Source organism: Spirosoma sp., from assembly GCF_048594605.1.
In the GTDB taxonomy this organism is placed as follows: Bacteria; Bacteroidota; Bacteroidia; order Cytophagales; family Spirosomataceae; genus Spirosoma.
In genome coordinates, this window is sequence record NZ_JBMDWV010000325.1 from 1 (window position 1) to 25,871 (window position 25,871).

At 48.8% G+C, this 25,871-nt stretch carries 19 protein-coding genes and 1 pseudogene; 10 read left to right on the plus strand and 10 right to left on the minus strand.

Annotated elements, in window-relative coordinates; genetic code table 11:
* A partial coding sequence (locus tag ACOJS8_RS19685) for a hypothetical protein (protein ID WP_420150259.1) occupies nt 1-758 on the minus strand: 758 nt, incomplete at its 3' end.
* Nucleotides 759-965: 207 nt separating this feature from the next.
* Between ACOJS8_RS19685 and ACOJS8_RS19690 the strand changes: the two genes are divergently transcribed.
* The gene (locus ACOJS8_RS19690; RefSeq protein WP_420150260.1) at nt 966-1,418 is read left to right on the plus strand and encodes an OsmC family protein; all 453 of its coding nucleotides are present in this window, start codon (nt 966-968) and stop codon (nt 1,416-1,418) included.
* A gap of 748 nt (nt 1,419-2,166) precedes the next feature.
* Here the strand turns inward: ACOJS8_RS19690 and ACOJS8_RS19695 are convergent.
* Nucleotides 2,167-2,985, minus strand: coding sequence for a hypothetical protein (locus ACOJS8_RS19695; RefSeq protein WP_420150261.1), 819 nt, complete (start codon nt 2,983-2,985; stop codon nt 2,167-2,169).
* 138 nt (nt 2,986-3,123) lie between these two features.
* Between ACOJS8_RS19695 and ACOJS8_RS19700 the strand changes: the two genes are divergently transcribed.
* The 7 genes from ACOJS8_RS19700 to ACOJS8_RS19730 all read left to right on the plus strand — a co-directional run bounded on the left by ACOJS8_RS19700 (nt 3,124) and on the right by ACOJS8_RS19730 (nt 14,029).
* Entirely contained in the window at nt 3,124-3,912 is a 789-nt protein-coding gene (locus ACOJS8_RS19700) for a FecR family protein (protein ID WP_420150262.1), read from the plus strand.
* Nucleotides 3,913-3,936: 24 nt separating this feature from the next.
* Nucleotides 3,937-7,122, plus strand: a complete 3,186-nt coding sequence (locus ACOJS8_RS19705; RefSeq protein WP_420150263.1) for a SusC/RagA family TonB-linked outer membrane protein — start codon at nt 3,937-3,939, stop codon at nt 7,120-7,122.
* Between the two features lie 43 nt (nt 7,123-7,165).
* Nucleotides 7,166-8,872, plus strand: a complete 1,707-nt coding sequence (locus tag ACOJS8_RS19710; RefSeq protein ID WP_420150264.1) for a RagB/SusD family nutrient uptake outer membrane protein — start codon at nt 7,166-7,168, stop codon at nt 8,870-8,872.
* Between the two features lie 129 nt (nt 8,873-9,001).
* Entirely contained in the window at nt 9,002-10,423 is a 1,422-nt protein-coding gene (locus ACOJS8_RS19715) for a Gfo/Idh/MocA family protein (RefSeq protein WP_420150265.1), read from the plus strand.
* A 107-nt stretch (nt 10,424-10,530) separates the two neighbouring features.
* Nucleotides 10,531-11,910 (plus strand): putative oxidoreductase C-terminal domain-containing protein, encoded by a 1,380-nt coding sequence (locus tag ACOJS8_RS19720; RefSeq protein ID WP_420150266.1) that lies wholly within the window; start codon nt 10,531-10,533, stop codon nt 11,908-11,910.
* A gap of 81 nt (nt 11,911-11,991) precedes the next feature.
* Complete coding sequence (locus ACOJS8_RS19725; RefSeq protein ID WP_420150267.1) at nt 11,992-13,149, plus strand: Gfo/Idh/MocA family protein; 1,158 nt, start codon at nt 11,992-11,994, stop codon at nt 13,147-13,149.
* A gap of 40 nt (nt 13,150-13,189) precedes the next feature.
* Nucleotides 13,190-14,029: a ThuA domain-containing protein gene (locus ACOJS8_RS19730; RefSeq protein WP_420150268.1), complete on the plus strand. Its 840-nt coding sequence runs from the start codon at nt 13,190-13,192 to the stop codon at nt 14,027-14,029.
* Nucleotides 14,030-14,054: 25 nt separating this feature from the next.
* On the opposite strand, the gene ACOJS8_RS19735 is transcribed toward ACOJS8_RS19730, so the two are convergent.
* The 8 genes from ACOJS8_RS19735 to ACOJS8_RS19770 all read right to left on the minus strand — a co-directional run bounded on the left by ACOJS8_RS19735 (nt 14,055) and on the right by ACOJS8_RS19770 (nt 24,128).
* Entirely contained in the window at nt 14,055-14,918 is an 864-nt protein-coding gene (locus tag ACOJS8_RS19735; protein ID WP_420150269.1) for a hypothetical protein, read from the minus strand.
* A 182-nt stretch (nt 14,919-15,100) separates the two neighbouring features.
* Nucleotides 15,101-16,102, minus strand: coding sequence for a class 1 fructose-bisphosphatase (gene fbp / locus ACOJS8_RS19740; RefSeq protein WP_420150277.1), 1,002 nt, complete (start codon nt 16,100-16,102; stop codon nt 15,101-15,103).
* 180 nt (nt 16,103-16,282) lie between these two features.
* Entirely contained in the window at nt 16,283-17,602 is a 1,320-nt protein-coding gene (locus tag ACOJS8_RS19745; protein ID WP_420150270.1) for an MFS transporter, read from the minus strand.
* Complete coding sequence (locus ACOJS8_RS19750; RefSeq protein ID WP_420150271.1) at nt 17,599-18,267, minus strand: bifunctional 4-hydroxy-2-oxoglutarate aldolase/2-dehydro-3-deoxy-phosphogluconate aldolase; 669 nt, start codon at nt 18,265-18,267, stop codon at nt 17,599-17,601. The genes ACOJS8_RS19745 and ACOJS8_RS19750 overlap by 4 nt, the downstream gene beginning before the upstream one ends.
* A gap of 7 nt (nt 18,268-18,274) precedes the next feature.
* Nucleotides 18,275-19,303 carry a sugar kinase gene (locus ACOJS8_RS19755; protein WP_420150272.1) on the minus strand — a complete coding sequence of 343 codons (1,029 nt, stop codon included), beginning with the start codon at nt 19,301-19,303 and terminating at the stop codon, nt 18,275-18,277.
* A 110-nt stretch (nt 19,304-19,413) separates the two neighbouring features.
* Nucleotides 19,414-20,844 carry a glucuronate isomerase gene (gene uxaC / locus ACOJS8_RS19760; RefSeq protein WP_420150273.1) on the minus strand — a complete coding sequence of 477 codons (1,431 nt, stop codon included), beginning with the start codon at nt 20,842-20,844 and terminating at the stop codon, nt 19,414-19,416.
* A 90-nt stretch (nt 20,845-20,934) separates the two neighbouring features.
* A complete protein-coding gene (locus tag ACOJS8_RS19765) occupies nt 20,935-22,602 on the minus strand; it encodes a UxaA family hydrolase (protein ID WP_420150274.1) in 1,668 nt (555 codons plus the stop codon).
* A complete protein-coding gene (locus tag ACOJS8_RS19770; protein WP_420150275.1) occupies nt 22,599-24,128 on the minus strand; it encodes a tagaturonate reductase in 1,530 nt (509 codons plus the stop codon). Before ACOJS8_RS19770 ends, ACOJS8_RS19765 begins: the two co-directional genes overlap by 4 nt.
* 326 nt (nt 24,129-24,454) lie before the next feature.
* Between ACOJS8_RS19770 and ACOJS8_RS19775 the strand changes: the two genes are divergently transcribed.
* Both ACOJS8_RS19775 and ACOJS8_RS19780 read left to right on the plus strand, forming a co-directional pair.
* A complete protein-coding gene (locus ACOJS8_RS19775; RefSeq protein WP_420150276.1) occupies nt 24,455-25,471 on the plus strand; it encodes a LacI family DNA-binding transcriptional regulator in 1,017 nt (338 codons plus the stop codon).
* A 170-nt stretch (nt 25,472-25,641) separates the two neighbouring features.
* A pseudogene (locus ACOJS8_RS19780) lies at nt 25,642-25,871 on the plus strand (glycoside hydrolase family 2); the annotation flags it as partial.

A 25,871-nucleotide genomic window follows, 5' to 3' on the forward strand; every position in this document is an offset into this window, starting at 1 on the left:
TAACCCGACGTAAAGAAGCTGCGGTTACCATCTTCACGTTTACCGGCGGGGTCAGTATTAGGGATAATGACGATTTTATTGGGGAAAATTTCAGCCAGGAAACCGATTTCAACGCCCGTTGTATTACTTCGGAAAGCACTCAATTCAAAACTTAGAGCAGCTTTTACGTTCAATCCAACGGTCAGCTTTGACTTGTCGAATCCCTGAAAAAAACCGCCCGACCCGGTTACCGTTTCGCCCGTAGCCGTAGCAAATCCGTTTACTTCGGAAGCCGGCACGGTACGGGTGAAATTACCATAGGCAACTTCAAGATAGTACGGCTTGATGATACCTAATGACGGACCAGCGGCCAATATCCCATTCACGGCAATACCTTCATCAGAATTGCGCTGGAATAACTTAACTTCCCGACCATATTGGGGACGTAGCACAAACAGGTAATTTTCTTTCCCTTCGATGAATCGGGAGCCGACACTATTAATCGAGGATTGAAGCTCCTTGGGATGTTTTACGTTAACCAGTTCTACACTGAAATAACGAGCCTGCGGCAGACCGAATAAGGTACCCGATAGCTGTTTCGATTGTCGAAACGACAGGCCTCCTACAACCCCAGAATTCGTATTCGTGGTAAGACCGAACGTAGTAACCGAACGATAGTTTTCGTCTTCGTTATCGGATGACCGCTGGGCGTTGCTGCTCTGGGTCGTTAGAAGCAGAATACATACCGTAAGACCAAATAATCCGTATATAGTTCGCATTGTCATAAAATCCTGAATTAAAGCTACTCCTTTTTGATCGTTTTCACAAGTCATACCTGCAATTCATGTAACTACGTCAATAATTTATATGTTTAAGCCGCCGAAAGCAATTTACTTTCTTTCTACAGCTATATTTAGAGAACGGTAATTGCCGGGTTTTCATTTAGGAAATTTACAGTTTAACTAACTCGTCGAATTAACGAATTTATGCCTACAATTCACATTGATTACCTTGGTGAGCTCCGGACAGACTGCACTCATTTACAGTCTGGTACGCACATTACTACCGATGCTCCCACCGATAACCAGGGCCGGGGTGAAGCATTTTCACCGACCGATTTAGTAGCCAATGCACTAGCCACCTGTATCATCACAACGATGGCGATTCATGCACGTCGGGATGGGCTTGATTTAACAGGCAGTACACTCGACGTAACGAAAGTTATGACCAGCCAGCCACCTCGAAAAATTGCCCGTATCGGGGTTGATCTTGTGCTTCGCGCAAATCGCGACGGGAATCCGTTTTTACCCGACGATCAGACCCGCGCCCGCCTGGAAGATATTGCCCATACCTGTCCGGTAGCCATCAGCCTGCACCCTGATATTGAGCAGGCAGTTAGTATCCGGTGGGAAGAAGCAGTCGCCAGCGAAAATTTATAAATTATAGAAGCACGGAGATCAAAAGAGTAATCTATTGATCTCCATGCCGCTCAAAGGCTAGCAGTTTGCCTGAATACCGGCCAAATGCACATGATCGGTATCGGGCGGAGACGCATTAGGGCTGTAATCAGGAAAGGCTATGCAGGTCAACGTAGCAGAAATACTAGCTTTCAGGCTGGCCCAATTAACACTTTATCGACAAACAATACGTAGCATAGCATTGACTATGGATAAGTACCTGCTGAAGTTGTGACTCATTCGGTGTTAAATAAAACGGCACTGATACGTACACAGTTTTTTGAGATCAGGCCAATATAACTTTTGGGGGCAGGTTCATCTTATGCAGATACGTGCCAACCGGCACGCCTATAGCCCAACGCCATCCCAGGTGTAGTCAACAAAACGGTTCTCTACCGGCTGACGCAGATAAACTTTATCGGGTTGCCGTTCCTTCTAATTATAAAAATAATCCAGTAATGTTTTCGGTTCATCCCTATCAGCAGGAGACATTACCATAGCTAAGATGTGTGTATTTCCGTTTTATCAACGTGAGCATGGCTTTGAGTGAAAATACTTAGTCTACGCTATTCCCGCAACTCTATTTATTTAACGTGACTAAATGATTCACATACCATCTGTAGCGCAAAATAAGCTTTCCGTTAGGTTACATAAACGATACACGCTAACCGAGTTGCGCATCCTGTCACCAAACTGGCAGGATTCTTTGCTTATTCGCTAAAGCAAGGCATTAATTACGCTGTTCTGCGGCTTTTTTTTGTTTATGCTTCTGGCGCCAGTATTTAATGTCGGCAGTAAGGTTTTCCAGAAAAAAGGAGGGGCCAACGGATAAGTATAAACCCGTGTAATTGATCTGACTTTCAGGGATATCTTTTTTTAGAATAAACCGATAACCCGTTAAAATATTTACGCCAAACCAGCGTAAAGGCCGTAACCAGCGAATCGTTGGAAATTGATAGGCCGCCGAAACACCTACGCCAAGAGGCAAAAACACCCCCCGCGCTACCTCATGTTTGTTGGCACCTTCATCATTTACTTCATAGCGCGAATGCCCATAACCGAATTCGATGGGTAAACTCATCTCAAAAGCCTTACGTCGTAAAAAATAGCGTTCGTAATAAACCGTTCCCATACGCAAATGTCGTGTAATGGATTCCGACGTATTGGGAAGTAATCCAGGCTTATCCAGACGTTGATTGACAAAATAAAAACCGGCACCCGCCTTAAAACTGGCGGACCGTCCGCCACGTAACGCCGGACGGTCGTGCTGAGGGGGAAATAAAAAGCCCGCCCGGATGCCGTAGACACTGACTGGTTTTCGGCGATTGTCTTCCGTACGAGTGTCATTAAAGAAGAAAAAACGCTGATCGGTTGAGGCTGTAAACGTTAGCGACTTAGGACTACTGCTTTGGATTGTATCAGGTTGCCGGGCTGAGGTTGCCTTCAACCGGGTTTTCTTCTCGACAGACGCGGCAGGCTGCGACCAAACACGGCCCACGACACCATTCAGAAAAAGAATCCCCAGGAAAACACGCAGAAATAGCCTCATGATTAATCCACTGTTAATAAAGACATAACAGCGAATTGGATTAATGGTTACAAGACGTTGCCTTTCTGATAAACACTGTTTGTGTAAGTAGAATTACCGAGACCTTGCGTTTTGGGCATATAGAAAACAGGACAATCTGTGCCCGATAAACCATACTCTGCCTACACCGCTGAGGATTTTGCCCTCGACGATCTGTTTGTGCGTTGGGTGCAACACCCCGACGACGAAGAGGTGGCAGCGTATTGGGAAAACTGGCTGACGAATCATCCGTATCGCAGCCAGATAATTGAAACGGCTCGTGATATAATTCTGACAGCCAGTCAGCCTGCCTCACCGGCCTTGTCGTCGGATGAAATATCGTCAGTATGGGGTCGAATTCGTGTATCGCTTCAAGGGATGGAGGATATTCGGCCCCTCCAGCCCGATGTACGAGCTGTGGTTGGCTGGTGGTATTTTATCCGGACGATTGCCGCTACGTTGGGGGTAATTTTACTGATTGGCTGGGCGCTCTGGATGCAATATGGGCCAAACCAGTGTATTTCAACCATAAACACGCTTGGCCAGCAGACCCGAAAAATTCGACTACCGGACAATTCGACGGTGATGCTCTACCCAAACAGCCGAATTCAGTATGCCCGATCCTGGAACGACGAATCGCCAAGAGCCGTATGGCTAAACGGCGAAGCTGACTTCTCGATTGTACACCGAGCTGATACGTCATCGGCCCGGATTTTTCGGGTGCATACAGGTGGCCTTACTATTGAAGCTATTGGCACGGCTTTTCAGGTACGACAATGCGACAAAGGCACCCGCGTAGCGCTAACGTCCGGGCAAGTAAACTTGCTTGTGAAACAACAAAAGCCTATTCGACTTAAACCGGGCGAGTCGATCGAGATAGCTACCGACTCGTCAAAAGCTTTACCATAACTCTTAACAATTCCTATTCCCAGTATGTGTACAACAACTACTCAATATCCACGACGACCGTGGATTCCCCTTCTTGGCCTAACTGCTCTGGCGCTTCTTGGCCAGCCAGTATACAGTGCGCCACCAACCCGGTACGTATCGTTGGAAAATCCGGCCCAAGAACGTACCGTTACGGGCCGAGTTCTCTCTGGCGACGATAATAATGGATTACCAGGCGTAAGTGTAACCTTAAAAGGTACCACGCGTGGCACCACAACCGACGCTAATGGCGAGTATCGCCTTAATATTAATAGCAATCAGTCGATACTGGTGTTTTCAGCGGTTGGTTTTGTTACGCAGGAGATTACTGTTGGCAACCAATCGACCGTCAACCTAACCCTGAATACCGACAGCCGTTCGCTGAACGAAGTCGTGGTGATCGGTTATGGTACGCAGAAAAAGAGTCAGACCACTGGCGCTATTTCGTCAGTTTCTTCCAAGCAGATTACCGAAATGCCTATCACAAACCTGGGACAGGCCATCCAGGGACGCGTAGCGGGGGTCGATGTGGCGCAGTCGGGTAGCCGACCTGGTGCTACACCTACTATCCGGGTGCGGGGGCGACGGTCATTCAACGCCGGGAACAACCCACTATACGTGGTTGATGGGATTCCGCTCGCGGGCGACCGTAACGAGTTGCTGGCTAGTGGCTCTCGGCCGTCTATCTTGGGATCGACCATGGATTTTGTCTCGGCTGGTTATGAAGACTTTAACCCGAATGATGTGGCCTCAATGGAAATCCTGAAGGATGCCACCGCTACAGCCATCTATGGGGCACGGGGGGCTAACGGGGTTGTGCTGATTACGACCAAACGAGGAAATACTAATAACAAAACCACGATCAGTTACGACAACTATCTGGGCGTTACGAATGTGTTAGACAAAATTCATTTGTTTAATGGCGCTGAATTCACCGAATTCGTGCGGGAGGCTTACCGAACGACAGGACAGTACACCAACGCGGCTGGACAAGTAGTACCGACGGGCCAATCCGATCCAGTTGCCGACGCGAAAATTTCTGTATTGGGGGGCGACCCAGCCGTAGCTGCGGGTATTGCTGCCGGGCGTAGTACCGATTATCAGTCGTTGATTTTACGTCAGGGTTTTCAACAGAACCACTCGCTGGGCATTCAGGGTGGTAATGAAAAAACGCAGTTCTATATTTCGGCTGGTTATTTTAAGGACAAGGGCATCATGCCCGGTCTGGATTACACCCGTTATTCGCTACGGGCTAACGTTGATCACCAGCTCAATAAAATATTCCGGGTAGGTCTTTCGTCGTATTTCATGTATAGCCTGCAGAATGGAGCAGTCTTGAACCCGTATACCTTTACAATTCAGCAAAACCCGTTGGGACGGCCTTACGACGACAACGGCAATCTAATCTTCTCGCCAACCAACGACGCATTGCTAACCAATCCTTTGTATGAGATCATACCTGGTGCTCAGATCGACGAGCGGAAAAAGTATCGGATTACCAATAGCCTTTATGTTGAAGCCAATATCCTGGATGGCCTGAAATACCGGGTCAATTTTGGTCCTGACTTCTCTCTACGGCGCGACGGGCGATTTATTGGTTCACAAACCAATGCCCGCAAATTTGGGGACCCGCAGGCTGCTACGAACAGTCAGTTTGGGTTTAACTACACGCTCGAGAATATCCTGACCTATACCAAAACGTTTGGGCAAAATCATAACCTGAACCTTACAGCACTCCAATCGATTCAGCGCGACAACTTCGATTATAGTAACATTCAGGTGCAGGGTATTCCGGCCGAGTCGCAGTCGTTCTACAATGAAGGGGCCGCGAGTGCTGTACTGGGGGTAGGCAGTAACCTGATCCAATGGACGATCAATTCATACATGGGTCGAATTAACTACGACTACAAGGACAAATATTTAGTGACAGCTACGTTACGTCGGGATGGGTCAAGCCGATTCGGGGAGAATACAAAATATGGTAATTTCCCAGGTATTGCCCTAGGCTGGAACATCAACAACGAAGAATTCATGAAAGGGATATCCTGGATTGATCTGTTGAAGCTGCGCGTGAGCCGGGGGTCGGTGGGTAATCAGGGGGTGTCTCCTTACCAGACGCAGGGCTTGCTGGGTCGCACAGTGTATGCCTGGGGGAACAGCCCCGCATTCGGATACCGGCCCAATACGATTGGGAATGCAGACCTACGGTGGGAATCGTCAACGTCTTCGAACATCGGTGTCGATTTCAGCTTCTGGCGGGGCCGAGTATCAGGTTCACTCGAATTTTACCAGACTAATACCACCGCCCTGCTCCTATCAGACCAATTGCCCACATCCATTGGCTTTAATGCCGTAACACGTAACGTCGGGGAGACCCGCAACCGTGGCGTTGAAATCTCGGTATCGACGGTGAACGTGAATACTAAAGGTGGATTCAAATGGACAACAGACCTGCAGTTCACCAAGAATAACGAAGCGATCCTATCGCTTTATAACGGTGCCGTCGATGATATTGGTAACCGGTGGTTCATTGGTAAACCACTAACAGCCTACTACGACTTCAAAAAGACGGGTATCTGGCAGACCAATGAAGCCGATGCAGCAAAGGCTTATGGCAACTTTGTGCCGGGCCAGGTTAAAATAGCAGATATAGATGGTGATGGTAAATTTTCAGTTACCAACGACCGGACATTCCTTGGTTCGGATATTCCAACATTCAGCGCGGGAATGACGAACCGCTTTACGTTCAAAGGGTTTGACCTGAACTTCTTTATTTACGCCCGTATTGGCCAAACTATTTCAAGCGGTTTCCATCAGGATAACAACGCTTTAGCTGGTCGCTATGAGCAAATAAAGGTCGATTACTGGACGCCCAACAACCCAACTAACGAGTTCCCACGACCTAACGCCAACCAGGAGTTCCCGCTGTATAACACGGCGCTTATTTACTTCGACGGTTCATTCGTGAAAGTGCGAAACATTAACTTCGGATACACGTTCCCGGCTGGTATCACCCAGAAGTTACGGCTTCAGTCGCTGCGGTTGTTCACCAGCATCCAACAGCCGTTTATCTTCTCAAGCTACCGGACGAAATACAACGGGGTTGATCCTGAAACGTCGGATGGCAGGATCAGTAATGGTATCGTGCCAGCTACGAGCATAACCACCTTCGGCTTAAATGTTAAATTTTAATCGGTGAAGATCACCTTGAAAATACTAACAACTCATTCTTGCAATGAAAACAAAGATCATAACCAGTAGCTTCCGGGTAGTGGCGTTAACGGCCTTTCTGCTCAGTGGCCAATCCTGTAAAGATATCCTGGACGAGCAGGTTATCTCTAATATCGGGAACGATTACATTAATACGCCCAAAGGTTTTGAGGATGCGACCCGGGCTGCCTATTCATCGCTGCGAAACTTCTATGCCAGCGAAAGGGGCCTGACCATGACCGAGTATGGTACCGACATTTATCAGGCCGGAGCTGATGGTAGTTACAAAGGATTTCAATTTTACGATAGCCAGCTAAATAGCTCGTATGATATTCTGCAGCAACTCTGGGAAGAGCTGTATAAGGGCATTAATACCTGTAACGCCGTTATCACACGCGCCCCAACCACGGCGGGCGTCAGCGACGCGACCAAAAAACTTCGGGTAGCGGAAGTAAAGTTTCTGCGTGCTCACTACTATTTCATTCTGACTCAGCAGTTTGGCGGAATCGACCTGCGGCTCACCGAAACGCTCGAGCCTACGAAAGCGGTTACCCGAGCCTCTGAAGCCGATATGTACAAGGCTATTGTAGCGGACCTGGAAGCGGCTATTCCGGACTTGGACACTAAAATTCGCTCGAATGATTACGGTCGGGCGACCAAGGGTGCTGCTGAACACTTACTGGCCCGTGTGTATCTGACTAAAGCGACTTCATCGGCCAAGGCTGCCGACGACTATGCGAAAGCGGCTACCCTGGCGCAAAGCGTAATCAGCAACTATGGCTATAAACTATTGCCTGATTTTGCCAGCGTATTTGCGCAGGGATCCGGTGAAATTAACGACGAAGTCATCTTTGCTGTGCAGTATACGTCTGACCCATTGACCAATATTAATTCGGCTAATACAAATAATGGCGATGGCAACAAACTGCATCTATATTTTGGCATGCAGTACGACGTACAGCCCGGTATGAAGCGCGACATTGCCAATGACCGGCCTTTCAAGCGGCTCCGCCCAACAACGTATCTGCTCGAAACCGTTTTTAAAGATCGGGTAAACGACTCTCGCTACAAGAAAACGTTCAAGGATACCTGGTACAGCAATAACCCCGGTGCGAACCTGAATACCTCGTTCGATAACAGTAAGGCTAAGATAACTTTAAACGCCGGCGACACAGCTATTTACATTCCTGGGGTGGAGTGGACAGTGGCACAGCGGGCTGCTAAAAAGTATCAGGTTCTGGTACCAAGCCTTTACAACGCTGCCTTGTTTCCAACCCTGCAAAAATTTCTTGATCCCCAGCGCCCCGATCTGACCTACGAACAGGGGAGCCGCGATTATCTGGCGTTCCGCCTGGCTGAAACGTATCTTATTCTGGCTGAGGCACAACTAAAGTTAGGGAAAACAACGGATGCTGTCACGGCAATTAATGCGGTACGTCGTCGGGCAGCTTTTACAGGAAAAGAGTCAGCCATGGAAATTACAGCTGCGCAAATGGATATGAACATGATCTATGAAGAGCGGGCACGCGAACTAGCCGGCGAACAGATGCGGTGGTTCGATCTGAAACGCTGGGGTAATCTGGTTGAACGGGTTAAAGCGTATAATCCAGATGCGGCTGCTAACGTAAAAGAAACAAACAATCTGCGGCCAATTCCACAAACACAAATCGACCGTAGCAGTAAAGCGGCTGATGGTTCACCTGGTTTTCCGCAGAATCCAGGATATAATTAAGTGAATTGATGAATGAGTGATTGAGCGCGTAGTGTCCGACTGCCGGTACGGTTGTGTCAGCTATTCGCTCAATCACTCATTAGATTTTCCTGACTAAAAGCTTTCCAAAGCAGATAAACGCTACGTAGTATGTCTTCCGAAAAAAACGCAACCGTTTCCCGAAGAAAATTTCTTGATCTGGCAGCGAAAGGCACGCTGGCATCCACTACCCTTATTAGTGGTTTCCCAACGATTGTACCGGCTTCGGTATTTGGCAAAAATGCCCCCAGTAATCGAATCAACGTAGCGGCAATCGGTACGGGCCGTATTTCACGTGGGCACGACATACCAGGCGTCTGGCAGTACGATAACGCGCTGATCATGGCCGTCTGCGATCTGGATACCAAGCGAGCCGATGATGCCAAAAAGTTGGTCAACGACTATTATACCAAGAAGACGGGCAAAGATTACGACGGTGTGCGAGTGTACCACGACTACCGCGAGTTATTGCTTAATAAAGATATTGATGCCGTTATTGTCAGTACGCCCGATCATTGGCATGCACCGATTGTGGTCGATGCCGTTCGGGCGAAGAAGGACGTATACATGCAGAAACCCGCGTCCCTGACCATAGCCGAAGGGCGAATGATGGCTGATGCAGTCAAACAGTCGAAGCAGATTGTGCAGGTGGGTAGTCAACAACGTTCGTCAGAACAGTTTCGCTATGCGGCCGAGCTGGTTCGTAACGGACGTATCGGTGAGTTGAAAACGGTATATGTTGGTCTGCCTGGTGATCCTTCAGGAAACGAGGAGCCACAAATGCCTGTACCGAAAAACCTGAACTACGATATGTGGCTGGGTACTACGCCCGAAGTGTATTATACCGAAAAACGCGTACACCCACAGGCCGATTACGATCGTCCGGGCTGGTTACGTTGCGAACAGTTCGGTGCTGGCATGATTACGGGCTGGGGTTCGCACCACATCGACTGTGCGCACTGGGCTATGAACACTGAGCATACGGGACCTATCGAAATCTGGGGGAAAGCCGATTTCCCGAAAAGTGGTTTGTGGGATGTACACGGTATTTTCCGCACGGAAGCCTTATACGAAAATGGCGTTCATATGGTTGTGAGCAACGAGATCCCCAACGGCATCAAGTTTGAAGGCACAAAAGGCTGGATTTTCGTGTCTCGTGGCGATGGTTCTGTAACGGCCAGCGACCCGGTTGCCAAGCAGAATGCAGCCAAAAAACTCGATGCCAGCGATCCAAAACTTATTACGTCGGTTATTGGTCCCAATGAAACGCATCTCACTGTCAGTAAAGAACATCACGGCAACTGGCTGGAGAGCATTGTAAGTCGGAAAGAGCCGATTGCTCCGGCAGAAATCGGGCATCGATCCTGCTCTGCGTGTTTACTTCATCACGCAGCCATGAAACTGAACCGAAAGCTCTACTGGGACCCCAAAAAAGAACAATTCAAAAACGACCCTGAAGCCAATAAACTGCTTTCGCGCCCACAGCGGGCACCGTATGCGATCAAGATGATGGCATCAGCAAAGAGTAATTGACATTATTTTTTGTCATTCCGACGAAGGAGGAATCTCAGGGTTCAATAGTAGTCAAGCCTGAGATTCCTCCTTCGTCGGAATGACAAAAACTCACTTATCTAACTTTCATGAAGTTCTTACCACTTGCCAGTAGCCTGTTTATAGCCACATTGATTACTGCTTGCCAATCGACGAAAGAGAGTGAAAAAGCCACCGGCGAAATTCACCTCATTACGTTAGATCCCGGGCATTTCCATGCTGCACTCGTTCAGAAAAATATGCTCGAAGGCGTCGATTCCGTTGTGCATGTTTATGCGCCCGATGGCCCTGATGTGCAGCTCCATATCGATAAGATTCAGGGCTATAATTCCCGTCCGGATAACCCTACCCACTGGAAAGAAGAAGTTTACAAAGGAGCGGATTTCTTTGATAAAATGATTACGGACAAAGCTGGGAACGTAGTAGTCATGGCTGGAAACAATCGACTGAAAACGGATTACATCCAGAAAACAGTTGATGCCGGATTTAACGTACTGGCGGATAAGCCGATGGTAATCAGCGCGGATAACTTCGATAAGCTGAAAGCCTCCTTCGCTTCTGCAGAAAAAAATAAAGTCCTGCTCTACGACATCATGACCGAGCGGTACGAAATCACGACGATGCTGCAACGCGCTTTTTCACGACAGGCGGACGTATTCGGTACGCTGGAAAAAGGTACGCCCGAGAATCCGGCAGTTACAAAAGAAAGCGTTCACCATTTTTATAAGAACGTATCCGGAAGCGTGCTTACTCGCCCGGCCTGGTTCATGGATGTAGCACAACAGGGCGAAGGTATTGTAGACGTAACGACTCACCTGGTCGATCTGGTTCAGTGGGAATGCTTTCCCGATCAGGTCATTGATTACCAGAAAGATATTAAGCTAACATCGGCCCGGCGGTGGACTACTGATATGCGTCTGAGTCAGTTTAAAGCCATTACCAAACAGAATACATTTCCTGATTATCTCAAAAAGGACGTAGTGAACGACAGCATCCTGAAGGTGTACAGCAACGGCGAAATCAATTATCAACTTCGGGGCATTCATGCTAAAGTGTCGGTTACGTGGGCTTATAAAGCACCGGAAGGCGCAGGCGATACGCATTATTCAATCATGCGCGGTACGAAGGCAAACCTGATTATTCGTCAGGCGGCTGCGCAACAGTACAAACCGACATTATATATCGAATCGGCTTCGGGTAACAAAAATCTGGAGGCATCGATAAAAGCAGCTTTACCCAACATTCAGCAGGAGTTTCCGGGTGTTGATGTGAAGAAGGTAGCAGCGGGCTGGGAAGTGATCATCCCGGAAAAATATAAAGAAGGTCACGAAGCACACTTCGGTCGGGTGGCGCAGAAATATCTGGATTATCTGAAAGCAGGAAGCCTACCCGCCTGGGAAGTGCCCAATATGATCGCCAAATATTACACCACGACTCAGGCGCTGGAAATGGCTAAAAAATCTAAATGATTGAGTGGTAAAATGATTGAGTTGTTGAATGAAAATATATAAGCAATTCGATCATTCAGTCATTCAACAATTCTATCACTCATGAACGATCGTCGAAAGTTTTTAAAAGAATCTATTTCTACGGCGGCTGGTTTGGTCGCCCTCCCTACGCTGCCCAACGAACTGGTTAGTGTACCTGCCATAGTATCCGCTACGTCTCTGGGAAGTGATGGCAAACCAAAAGCCGCACGCATTCGGTTTTCGGTCATTGGCATGAACCATGGTCACATTTATGGGCAGGTTGGAGCCGTTACGCGGGGTGGTGGCGAACTCGTTTCCTTCTACGCCAAAGAGCCGGATTTAGCCGCGGAGTTTGCCAAGCGATTTCCGCAGGCAAAGCAGGCAAAAAGTGAAGCCGAAATTCTTAACGATAAAAGCATTCAGCTCGTGCTTAGTTCGGCTATCGCCAATGAACGGGCTCCGCTGGGGATTCGTGTCATGAAGGCCGGAAAGGATTTTATGTCCGACAAACCCGGTATCACGACGCTTGAACAACTGGCTGAAGTACGGAAGGTTCAGAAAGAAACCAAACGTATCTACTCGATCATGTACAGTGAGCGATTGGAAAACAAAGCAACCGTAAAAGCGGGAGAATTGGTTAAAGCGGGCGCTATCGGCAACGTAATACAGACCGTCGGGCTGGGTCCACACCGAATTGGCCTCACAACGCGTCCGGCCTGGTTTTTTGAAAAGAAACAATTCGGTGGAATTATCTGCGACATTGCTTCGCACCAATTCGACCAGTTTCTGTTTTTCACCGGTTCAAACCAGGCCGACATTGTAGCCTCTCAGGTAGGCAATCTCCATTACCCGCAATACCCCAATTTTGAAGATTTTGGCGATGTCATGCTCCGGGGCAACGGCGGTATGGGCTATATCCGGGTCGACTGGTTTACCCCCGATGGCTTAAAAAGCTGGGGCGATGGCCGACTGACTATTCTGGGAACAGAGGGCTTCATCGAGATCCGTAAAAATATCGATCCGGGTGGCCGAGAAGGCGGAAACCACCTCTTCATTACGGATAAAAAAGAAACCCGTTACATAGATTGCAGCAAAGAGAATCTGCCCTACGGTGAACAACTGGTGGACGATGTCCTGAACCGAACCGAAACAGCCATGTCGCAGGAACACTGTTTTCTGGCCGCTGAATTAGCGATTAAAGCGCAGAAACAGGCGCAGCAGATCCACCTTAAGAAGTAGTAAAATCGTAGACGTAACGTATCAACACAGCAAACAAGTGATGAAGCGATTTGCTTTAACCGCAGCGTTAGGACTGTCTTTTTGCCTGTTTATAACGAGCACCAGCCTATGTCAGGAGGTTAACTGGAAGAAGGTGAACGTACTGGTTTATACTAAAAATGGCAAAGGCTATGTCCACGATAATATTCCCAACGCCATTGCCTGTATTCAGAAACTAGGTGCGCAACACGGTTTTCGTGTCGATACGTCGGATCAGCCCACCGTTTTTACGGAAGACAACCTTAAAAAATACACGCTGCTTATTTTTCCGAGTACGAACAACGACGTTTTCGATACTGATGCGCAGCGGCTGGCTTTTCGACGGTACATCGAAGCCGGTGGCGGTTTTGTCGGTATTCATTCGGTGATGGGGACCGAGCGGAACTGGACGTGGTTTAAGCGGATGCTGGGCGGAACGTTTGCCTGGCATCCAAAATTTCAGAAGTTCAAAGTCGAAGTCATCAATTCCAGCCATCCTTCCATGAAGAACGTACCAAAACTGTGGGAGCGGGAGGATGAGTTTTATTTCACCAAGGAAATGTCGCCCGGTCCAACGGTGATTATGACCAACGATCTTACATCACTTAATCAGGATGAGCCTGAGAAAGTAAAAATGTTTGGCGGTTCATACACCCAGCTTTATCCCTCAGCCTGGTACTACAACTTTGATGGGGGTTATACCTGGTGCACCACACTCGGCCACGCTAAAACTGATTACCAGAGCGACACTACGTTTATTAACCACATTTTTCAGGGCATCCGCTACGTAGCAAGTCAGGTCAGGAAAATTGACTTCAGCAAAGCCTACGCCGATTCGAGAGATACGCCGATTCGGTATTAGTTGCTACGTTGCTACACCGGTATTCCTATCGCTGAAAATAATTAATTCGTTCGGCATCTATATTATTGGTCAGACTCGTTTCCACAAGCGTGCCGGGCAACACCAATGAATTGATTGACAGTACCCCGGATGTAGCCGATGGGTTTAACATTGCATTTAAGCCAAACGAAAGTACATCACCAGCAGCTATGCTCTGATTGGTTGTAAGAATGTAATAATCTTCATCACTAGCATTAAAACTCCAAGCACTATTATTTACAGCCTGGCCTCCTACTGAGGTCGCGTTAGGCGAAAAGGTCAGGCTTACTTTCGGATCTTTATTGATCCTCACCGAGAACGAACCCTGAGTCGCCACGGCATTGAGTTCATACACTTCAACGATAATGTTGAAAGGAGAATTTCCATACTGTGTTGAAGGCTGCGCATAGGTAATAGGAGTCAGATCGGAAAGGGCGGTAGCAGTTACGACAAACAGATTTCCACCCGTTACAGAATTGGAAACAAAGTCATTGGTAGCATCAACCGTGCTGCCAGTGGCAATGGTGTAAGGACCATTTGCAACCGACGAATAGGCTAACTGTAATCCCTGTTCAGGGCGACCGTTCAACTCGGCAGTCTGGTATTGAATCCGGACATTACCCGAAAAAGCCAAAGGTGCTCCAAACTGATAAGCCCGATTGATGCTACCATTAGGAGCGCCCGCACCCGGCGAATTTATCCGCTGGATACTGTTATTAACAATGGTTAACGCCGTCGATGGTGTTAGTGTCAGTCCATCTATCTGCAAAGGTGTTCCTGGTAGCACTGTCATACCACTGCTGCCAACGATTAACTGAGCTGAAGCCTGGAGCGCTATTAATAGCAAAACAGTAGTTATATAGTATTTCATGCCTGTAATATGCTAGTTAAACATTCAAGATAACTATTATATTACAAAATAGTTTATTAGTGCCTTTTAATTTTACCAAATTAAAAAATTATTAACTTATTTACCACATAGCTGAGTGCATAATAGCACCGTTTTGCTTACAGACTGGCTTGAGCAGTACGTTCAGGCTATTGTAAATCAGCCTACTGTAATAAACTCATTAAGTTTTCGACCATTACGGGTGCGCCAATAAACAAAGGGGTACGCTGATGCAGACTGATTGGTTTTATATCCAGAACAGACTGGTACCCCGATGTAGCTAAACAACCCGATTTTTCGGCCAGAAATGCAAGAGGAAATGCCTCATAAAGCAGCCGAAGCTTACCATTAGGGGTCTTTTTGGTTGGCGGGTATAAATAAATTCCGCCTTTAAGCAGGTTGCGGTGAAAATCGCCGACCAGTGAACCAATATAGCGGGCTGTGTATTGCTTTCTGCGGCAGGAAGTCAGATAATCCTGAACACCTTGTTCGTAGCTATCGACGTTCCCGTCATTACAGGAATAAATCTGCCCGTTTGCCGGACTGTGGATATCGGGGTGCGACAGGATAAATTCGCCGAGCGACGCGTCGTATGTAAAGCCGTTAACACTATGCCCAGTGGTATACACCAGAATCGTCGACGATCCATAGAGAATATATCCAGCAGCCACCTGCCGACGGCCACCCTGCAAAAAATCATCAAGAGAGGGTTGAGAACCAATGGGTGTTACGCGCCGGTAGATGGAGAAAATTGTTCCGATTGATACGTTCACGTCGATGTTCGATGAGCCATCCAATGGATCAATCGCGACAACGTATTTACCGTTGTTGTTACCAGTAAAAATAATGTCTTCGTCTTCTTCTGAAATAATAGCACAAGCCTCGCCCCCATTTTTCAGAGCCCGACAAAAGCGAATGTTGGCAATCATATCCAGCTTCTGCTGACTTTCTCCCTGCACATTCTGCACACCCATCCCCCCCGTCAGGTCGATCAGCCCCGCCCGGTTCACTTCGCGGTGAATAATTTTTCCAGCCAGCGCAATATCACGTAGCAACTGCGAGAGATCACCCGTAGCATACGGGAAGGCCGTTTGCCGGTGCATGATATACCGATCGAGAGTAACGCCAACGGGCAACGCTAACGGGTGCGAAGCCGCGATTTCCATTTGATTAACGTCCATAGTACGTAACGAAATTTATATAAATAGATAGTTTACAGATTATGTAGATTTTGACTAGGACCGTAAATCTTATATGTTTTTATATAGGTTGATTAATAATCTATTTCAACGTTCAGGTTTCTGATTTAAACAAGTACGAATCAGAAACCTGAACGTTGAATTGGTTTACGCTACCGGTTCCGACTCGGGGGTTTCGAGCTTAACCGGCTGCATGGTTGGGGTGAGTAAATGCATAATCAGCCAGGCCAGTAGATAAGCCGAACCACACATTAGAAAAATGATGCCGTAGCCACCCTGTAAGTCGCCGACTTTTTTGTAACTGTCCAGTATCCGACCAACAATCTCCGGAAAAATAATGCCGCCAATCGAACCAGCCATACTTCCGATGCCAACAACTGAGCTGACGGTACGTTTAGGAAACATATCCGAAGCCGTTGTAAAGATGTTGGCGCTCCAGGCCTGGTGAGCCGCTCCCGCCAGACCAATTAAGGCGACAGTCGTCCAGATACCGGGTCCGAAACGTACGGCAATCACCGGAATTACCAGCAGGGCAAATGCCAGCATCGACGTTTTACGCGCTTTCCACACACTCCATCCACGGCTGATCAGCCAGGACGACAGGTAACCACCACCAATGCTGCCAATACTTACCAACGTATAAAGCACCGCCAGATAAAGGTTCGGTTTCTTGGTATCGAGGTTGAACGTAGTGGAGAAATAATCCTGCAACCAGAACAGAAAAAACCACCAGATGGGGTCGGTAAGCATTTTCCCAAAGACAAACGCCCAGGTCTGACGTTTGCCCAGTAATACGCTCCACGAAACAGGCTTTCCATGATCAGCCACTTCATCCGGCGTGGTTTCGTTGTCACTGTGAATGTAATCGAATTCAGCCTTCGAAAGTTTAGCCTGCTTCGCCGGAATTTCGTAGCCAACGTACCAGAAAATCAGCCAGATAAATCCGACTGCACCCGTTACAATGAACGCCATTTCCCAGCCGTAAACCCCTAGAATCCAAGGCACTAGAATAGGTGCAATCACCGCCCCGATATTAGCACCAGAATTGAAAATCCCGGTAGCCAGCGCCCGTTCTTTCTTCGGAAACCACTCGGCTACGGTTTTAATGGCTGCCGGAAAGTTACCAGCCTCCCCCAGGCCCAATCCAATCCGGGCAAAAATAAAACCTAATGTGCTGGTTGCCAGCGCGTGGCCCATAGCGGCTATGCTCCAGAAAATGATGGCGATAGTGTAGCCCATTTTGGTGCCAATACGGTCAATAAATCGACCGAATACCAGCAGGCCAATAGCGTAGGCGGCCGAAAAAACCTGCACAATACGGCTATAATCCAGCTCCGACCAGTTAAATTCTTTCTCCAGAGTCGGCTTTAGTAAGCCCACTACCTGACGGTCGAGGTAGTTGATTGTTGTTGCGAAAAAAAGCAGCGCAACGATGGTCCAGCGGTAATTACCAACGGATTTACTCATGCGGGTTGAGGAATAAAGGGTGTCACCATTTGAACCAGAGCCGACACCCGCTCGCGAAGAACAGTCGGATCAGCCGTTTGGCCGGAAAATAATTGGGAACCAATACCCACCGCCGTTACCCCCGCCCGGAACCAGGACGACAGGCTATCGATGGTAGGCTCAACGCCACCCGTCACCATAAGCTTAAGCGTAGGAATTGGTCCTTTGATTGCTTTGATAAAATCGGGCCCTACTACGTTACCCGGAAACACCTTTACAATGTCGGCGCCCAGCAACGTAGCCTGATAGATTTCGTTGAGAGTAGATCCGGCTGGCATCCAGGGCACACCGCGCTTTTTGCAAACCTCCCCTACCGCAACGGTTGTAACGGGTTGTACTACAAAATCAGCTCCGGCATCCAGAAATTTTTCGGCATCTTCAGGCGTCAGAATCGTACCGATACCAATGGCCATTTCCGGGCAGTTTTCTCGAACGTACTGAACCAGTTGTGTAAAAACCGGCAAGGCCTGGTTACCCCGATTAGTAAATTCAAAAACACGCAGTCCGCCATCATAACAGGCCTGAACAATGGCTTGGGTCTGCCCGGCGTCGGCATGATAAAATACGGGTACAATCGGATGATTGGTGACTAATTCCAGAATTTGGTCGGATGAAAATAAAGCCATAGTAACCTCAGGTTAAAGACGTTAATGTATGAATACGTTTCGTTATATCGGCAACGGATTGCCCAGTGGCGTCGCCAACTTCCTGCAATTTACCGAAAGCAGCAACAGTCGCGAAATCAAGAACTTCCTGAGGGGCATGTTTATGATAAAGTCCGTAAAGTAACCCCGCCATAAAACAATCGCCACTGCCAACTCTGTCGACCACGGATTCTGTAAATAACTCCGTCGAAACGTACTGCTGGCCATCTACGTATAACGTCGTATAATAGCGAAGGCCGGCAGGCGGTGCATCAAATCGGAACGTGTTGGCTACAACCTTACAGCGCGGAAACCGTTCCTGAATCGCTTCCGACGTAGCCAGCGCGTGCGCTACGTAATCCGTTTGCTGACCTTTGGCATGAATGTGTTCATCAACAGCAATACCCAGCAAGGCATTGGCGGCCCAGATGTTTCCCATTACTACGTCGCAATGTTCAACCAGACCAGGCATAATTTCGTCGGGTGCCATACCGTACTGCCACAGTCGTGCCCGGTGATTCAGGTCGATTGATACGGTAATGCCTTTGGCCGATGCGGCCGCCAGCAACTCCTGGCAGGCCCCTGCTACATTCATGCTCAACGCAGGACTGATGGCGCTGACGTGTAGCCAGCTCGTGTCCTGCAGAATGACGTCCCAGTCGACTTTACCAGGAATCAGTTCCGAAAAGGACGAATGAGCCCGGTCGTAGATAACACCTGCATTTTTCAGGTCTGTTCCCTGCGGCAGATAGTAGGTACCAATACGCTGCCCAAAACGAACAACACCTGACGTATCGATACCTTGATCCGCAACGTAACCAATAATATCGTCGGCCAGTGAATTTTCGGGCAAAGCCGTACTGTATTTGACCGGAACCTGCCAGTAGGCCAGGGCCGTTGCTACGTTCAGCTCCGCCCCTCCTACAAAAACGGGCATACTCGCCTGCCGAATCCATTCTCCATTCGCGACCGGCGAAAACCGTAATAGCAATTCCCCGAAACAACAAACTTTGTCCATAGTAAAATAATATGGTATCGGGCAGTCGACCACAGCCGTTTGAAAACCCGACAGTTCACGTTAGCAATCGTATCAGAACTGGGAGCGGCTACGACCGTCCGACACCACCATTATACAGCCAGTTCGAGTGGCTTACTGCTAAATCCGAAATACGTTTTGGCGTTACCGTAGCAGATGTTCTGAACAACCTGACCCATCCAGTCCATATCATCAGGCAATTCACCGTTTTCAATATCGTTGCCAAACAAATTACTCAGAATCCGACGGAAATATTCGTGACGCGGATAACTTAGGAATGAGCGCGAATCGGTCAGCATGCCAACAAAACGGCTTAGCAGACCCATATTGGAAAGTGCATTAATCTGGCGTTCCATGCCGTTTTTCTGGTCCAGAAACCACCAGCCTGACCCAAACTGTACTTTACCCGCTACCGACCCGTCGTTGAAATTACCGATCATTGTCGCCATTAATTCGTTATCGGCCGGATTCAGGTTATACAGTACCGTTTTGGCCAGTTTATCCGTCGAATCGAGCCGGTCGAGGAAGCGAGCCAGCGCCCGCGCCTGCGAAAAGTCGCCGATACTATCCCAGCCTGTATCTGGCCCCAGTTGCCGCAACATGCGTGAGTTGTTGTTACGTAGCGCGCCAAGGTGAAACTGCTGCGTCCAGCCCTTCTCCCAGTCCATCTCGGCCAGATAAACCAGCATTGCTGATTTGAATGTTAGAATACCTGACCCCGTCAGTGCGTGACCGGACCGAATTTTGTCGAAAATGGCGCGAACGTCGGCTTCACTGTAAGGCTCAGCGTAAATCTGCTCCAGACCGTGGTCGGACAATTTACAGCCCATAGAAGCAAAATAATCATGCCGCTGACGTAGTGCGGTCAGAAAATCGTCGAAACTGGTAATCGCTACGTTGCTGGCCGCTTCCAGTCTGGCTACGTACTGGTTGAACGCATCGGGATCTTCCACAGCCATCGCTTTATCGGGGCGAAAAGTAGGTAACACGCTGATCTCAAAACCCGAATCCGCTATCCGTTGATGATGTTCCAGCGAATCGACCGGATCGTCGGTGGTGCAGACGGTTTCGACGTTCATCCGACGTAGCAGATTCCGGACCGAAAAGTCTGACGTTTGCAATTGCTCCGTACAAGCCTCGTAAATACGTCGGGCGCTTTTGCCGTTGAGGGTTTCGGCAATACCGAAATACCGCTGCAATTCCAGGTGCGTCCAGTGGTAGAGCGGATTCCGGACCGTATAGGGCACGGTCTCAGCCCACTTCTGAAATTTAGCAAAATCCGACTGTTTGCCGGTGCAGTAGCTTTCATCAACGCCGTTAGTCCGCATGGCCCGCCATTTGTAATGGTCGCCATAAAGCCAGATTTGCGTCAGATTCTCAAACGTTTTGTCGTCTGCAATCTGATCCGGTGGCAGGTGGCAGTGGTAATCAATAATCGGCATCGGTTTGGCAAACTCATGATAGAGCTGCTGTGCCGTTTCGGTTTGCAATAAAAAATCGTCGTTCAGAAAGGGTTTTTTCATGGAATATGATTGAATCGTTGAATAATTGAATTGTTGAATAAAAGACGTGAAGCCATTCAGTCATTGAACAATTCAATCATTCAATCATTATTAAAGTGAAACGCCCCGTTTCCAGGGAATGAAATCGTCCTGACCGTGGCGAACGGCGGCTACCTCAAGATCACCGCTTGCTACCTGAATAATCTGATCAAGTAGTCGCTCGCCCGCCTGTTGAATTGTTTCGTCGCCGTCGATTACGGTTCCAGTGTTGATGTCGATAATATCGGGCATCCGCTTAGCTAAAGCCGTGTTACTGGAAATTTTAACTACAGGTGCAATCGGGTTGCCAGTTGGCGTGCCGAGTCCCGTTGTAAATAAGACCACCGTAGCGCCCGAACCAACTTCAGCCGTAGTCGATTCTACGTCGTTACCGGGAGTACACAGCAGATTCAGGCCAGGTTTTGTGACCAGTTCGGGGTAATCCAGAACGGCTACCACTGGCGACGATCCGCCTTTTTTGGAAGCCCCCGCCGATTTCATGGCGTCGGTAATCAGCCCATCGCGAATGTTGCCGGGCGACGGATTCATGTCGAAACCCGATCCGGCCTCTTTGGCCCGTTGGGCGTATGTGTTCATCAATTCGCGAAACCGATTGCCAGTTTCCGCATCGACGCTACGGTCGCAGAGTTCCTGCTCGACCCCGCAGAGTTCCGGAAATTCCGACAGAATGACAGTTCCGCCCAGCGCTACGAGTAAATCCGACGCGTGGCCTACGGCGGGATTGGCCGAGATGCCTGAAAAACCATCGGAACCGCCACATTCTAATCCGATAGTAAGCTTACTTAGTGGAGCAGGTTGCCGAACCCAGGCATTAGCCTGCATCAGTCCCGCAAAGGTTTGACGTAGCGCCAGACTAATCAATGATTCTTCGGTACCAATGGTCTGTTGTTCAAGAACAAACAGCGGTTTATCAAACTGCGGACTCCGCTTGCGAATCTCTTCCTGCAACATGCTAACCTGCGCATTCTGACAACCCAGGCTAAGTACCGTAGCACCTGCTACGTTCGGGTGAGTGATATAACCCGCCAGTAAGCCGCAAAGCGCCTGCGCATCCTGTCTTGTGCCCCCACAACCCCCTTCGTGAGCCAGAAACTTGACACCATCGACGTTCGGAAACAGACGTAGTGACTTTCGGTCGAGGTTGCTGAACGATTGTGCGGTTTGTCCCAGATCAGCCTGTAAAACTTCTTCAACGGTACGTCCGGCCTGCACGAGTTCCATCAATTCCTGCGTCTGCTGCTGGTATGTATGGCGTCTCGAATAACCCAGGTCATTTATGAGTGCTTCTTCCAGCACCTGAATGTTTCGATTCTCGCAAAAAACAAGGGGCACTACAAGCCAGTAATTGGCCGTTCCGACGCGCCCGTCCGACCGATGGTAGCCCATAAACGTCCGGTTCTGCCAACGATCGACGACCGGCGGTGTCCACTGATACGTTGAATTCTGCAGATCGTAGCTGTTCGTTGCGTGCTGTACGTTGAATGTCGTCAGTCGCCCTCCCACTGGAATGGCCTGTTTTGCCTTACCAACCAGTACACCGTACATCGTAATCGGATCGCCCGGCGCAAAATCGCGAAGCGCTACTTTATGTTTGGCAGGAACGGCCTCCGCAACAGTCAGCGATGTTCCCTCCCATTCTATCTGTTCTGCGGGTTCCAGGTCGGCTAGAGCAACCAGTACCGAATCATCAGGATGTATTTTTAATACGTTGTTTTTCATTTTGTTACGGCTTCATAATGTTCGAAATGCGAACAGACCGTTGCCAGACCTCCATTATCGAGTAACAAACCCAGACACGTGGCAACCGAATCCGCGAAACCTGGCAACTGGCTTAGGTCGCTTCCCCAAAGGGTTGTATTCTGGAGTACGGTTTGAGTCAGTTCCTGCGGAGCCAGACGGGCCCACAAATCGGCAAAATATCCGGCCTGCCCATCGTAAATTGGATAGGCTTCGCCGTTACGTTCGCCATACCACACCTCATCTTTCTGCACAGTGGCCCGCATGAAGAGCAGATAAGCCGCAAAACCTAGGGAAATATAACGGGGGGTTACGCCTAATTTCTTGTAATAATGGAGCAGCGTCGGTACGTTACGCATCTGCATTTTTGCGGAATATTGCATCGTAATGGCCAGCCAGCGGTGTTCGATAAACGGGTTCCGAAAACGGTCCAATACCTGAAAACCAAATCGTTGTGCTGCTTTTTCATCCAAGGCAAACGGAATTCCCGGAATCAGTTCGGCCAGCATAACACTACTAATGAAGGCCGACATTCTGTCGTCGTCCATGGCTTCCCGTACGGTATCGAACCCGCACAAAAACGCCAGTCCGCAACTCAGTGTGTGGGTACCATTGAGTAAACGCAGCTTCAGCTCGCGAAACAGATCAATATTGGGACGGATAATGACACTCTCGTCAGTCTGATGGAACGACAGTACGTTCCGGACATGATCGTTTCCTTCGATAGCCCACAGTCGGTATACTTCCGAAATTGTCAGGAGGTCATCTTCATAGCCAAGCTGCTCGGCCAGAGCATGTTGTGTAGCTGGGTCGGGCCGCCCCGGCACAATCCGGTCAACCAGTGAATTACAACACGTATTGGCTGTTTCGAGCCAGTCAATGAACTCGCTCTCCAGTTCATTCCGGTGCGCCAGTTCAACCAGAATGGCTTCGAGTTTCGTTCCATTTTCCGGGATCAGCTCCGTTGGTACAATCACCAAACCTTTGCCTGGATCGCCGTTGAACGCCTGATAACGAGCATACAAAACAGCCAGTAACTTACCCGGAAATGACTCGGGCGGTGACTGCCGAATATCGTCCTGCACGAGTTGAATGCCTACCTCGGTCGTGTTGGAAATCACAACCTGCAGATCGGGGCTGGTTGCTACGTTCAACACGTCAGCCCACTGCTGTTTGGCAGAAAGAACCCGGCTAATCGCGGAGCATATTACGTTTTCTTCAACAAGCCGCTGATTTTCTACCCCGCGTATACAAAGCGTGTATAGATTATCCTGGCGACTAAAGGCGGTCATGTCGCCCCCATCTGTCGATTTAACGACCACAATCCGGCCATTGAAAACGCCCTGCCGATTGGCCTTGTCAATCAGAAAATCAGGCAATCCACGTAGCAGAACGCCCGTTCCGAACTGAAGTACACGTTCGGGCAGATTCTGGAACGAATCGAGCGGCAAACTAACGTCGACTTGCGACTGAATATGCGGTAGCAATTGAACAGATAAAGAATTCATAAGCTATGTTTAGCGTTTTCTCTACAGATAGCAAAAAAGACAGAAAGTGTACAGACTGCTGATGCTACGTTTAAAATTGTCTTTTTGCGGAGAATCTACGCACTGACAATACTCACGTCCGGTCTGTTGACAGAGTAAGATTAAATAGGCTATTTCTTATAGCGAAACGTTTAAAGAAATTTATTCACGCAAACGTTATCGGGAACGTTGCCGGGTTTGGCTTCAGCCGATTTTAGTAACGTAATGAGTATTTTTTTTACCTTCAGACCTTATATATACGCCATTCAATCAACTCAGCGTTTTTTGTACTTTACCAATATTACCCCTTGGACACCATTACGATAAAAGATATTGCCCGGGCTTTAAATCTCTCAACGTCGACCGTTTCACGGGCGTTGCGGGATAGCTACGAAATTAACCCGGAAACGAAGCGACTGGTGATTGAATACGCTGAGCGGCTCAACTATCGCCCCAATCCCATTGCCCTTAGTCTGAAAGAAAATCGCAGCCGGGTGATTGGTGTTATTGTTCCTCAAATTGCAAACAATTTCTTCTCGCAGATCATCAACGGGATCGAAGCGATCGCCTACAATCGGGGGTATAACGTTATCATTTTTCAAAGCCACGAGTCCTACGAACGTGAACTCCTGACGGTGCAGCAGGCTGTGACCCGGAAGGCTGATGGCTTACTTATTTCTCTCTCCAGTAGTACGTCGGACGTAACGCACCTGAGAGAATTGCAGGAAAAGAAACTGCCGATCGTGTTGTTTGACCGCGTTTCCACCGAGCTTGATCTGCCCTGTGTAACAGCCGATAATTTTGCGGGGGCTTTTGCCGCTACCGAACACCTGATTCAGAGCGGCCGACGACGTATTGCCCACGTAACGATTCCACCTTATATTTCGATTACGCAGGAACGTCTGGCGGGCTATCGGGCTGCGCTGGAACAATATGGCATTCCCTACGACGAGTCCCTGATTCAATACGCCGGTTTTGGACAGAATGAAGTCGAGCCGATTATCGATGATCTGCTAAGTCAATCGCCCGACGCTTTTTTTGCCGCCAGCGACCGACTGGCGCTTGGTTGTCTGGCCGCTCTAAAAAAACGAAATGTAGCGATTCCGGAAACCGTTTCGCTCATTGGCTTTACGAATACGCCCGTTGCGGATTTGCTGGCTCCGCCGATGAGTACGGTCGAACAACCGGCCATGGAGATTGGGCAGATTGCTGCCGAGCAGTTAATCGATCTAATCGAAGTAAAAGCCAAACGTCCACAGCCCGGTACGGTCAGAATTCCAACCCGCATGGTCGTTCGTGATTCTACGCAGTACAAACCTGACTGATCACGTCCCCTAGCCTTTTCAACCCATACATCCGCAGCAGTGAGGCAATGGACCAAAAGCTTTACAGCCCGCCATTTAGTTGAATAAGATGCTTCTGTGATACGTTTTGATAGCAAAGTCCGCTAAACAATACAATCAGCGACGCGTTCTCTTCCCAATAAGCGTATCGTATGGAAACCAAAAAACCCAATGCCAGTTTTTCGGCCAGTCGTCCGGAAAAACAACCCGAATCCGAACCTGTTAACCTGTTACCTCGTGCCGTTCTCCGCTCCAACAACTACGTACTTCTGGATGGCGACTGGCACTTTTCGCTCGATCCCGACGACCGGGGCTTACATGATCACTGGTACGTTGGCCATTCCTTTGAGGGTATAGCTCACTGGCCCGGTTCCATCGAATC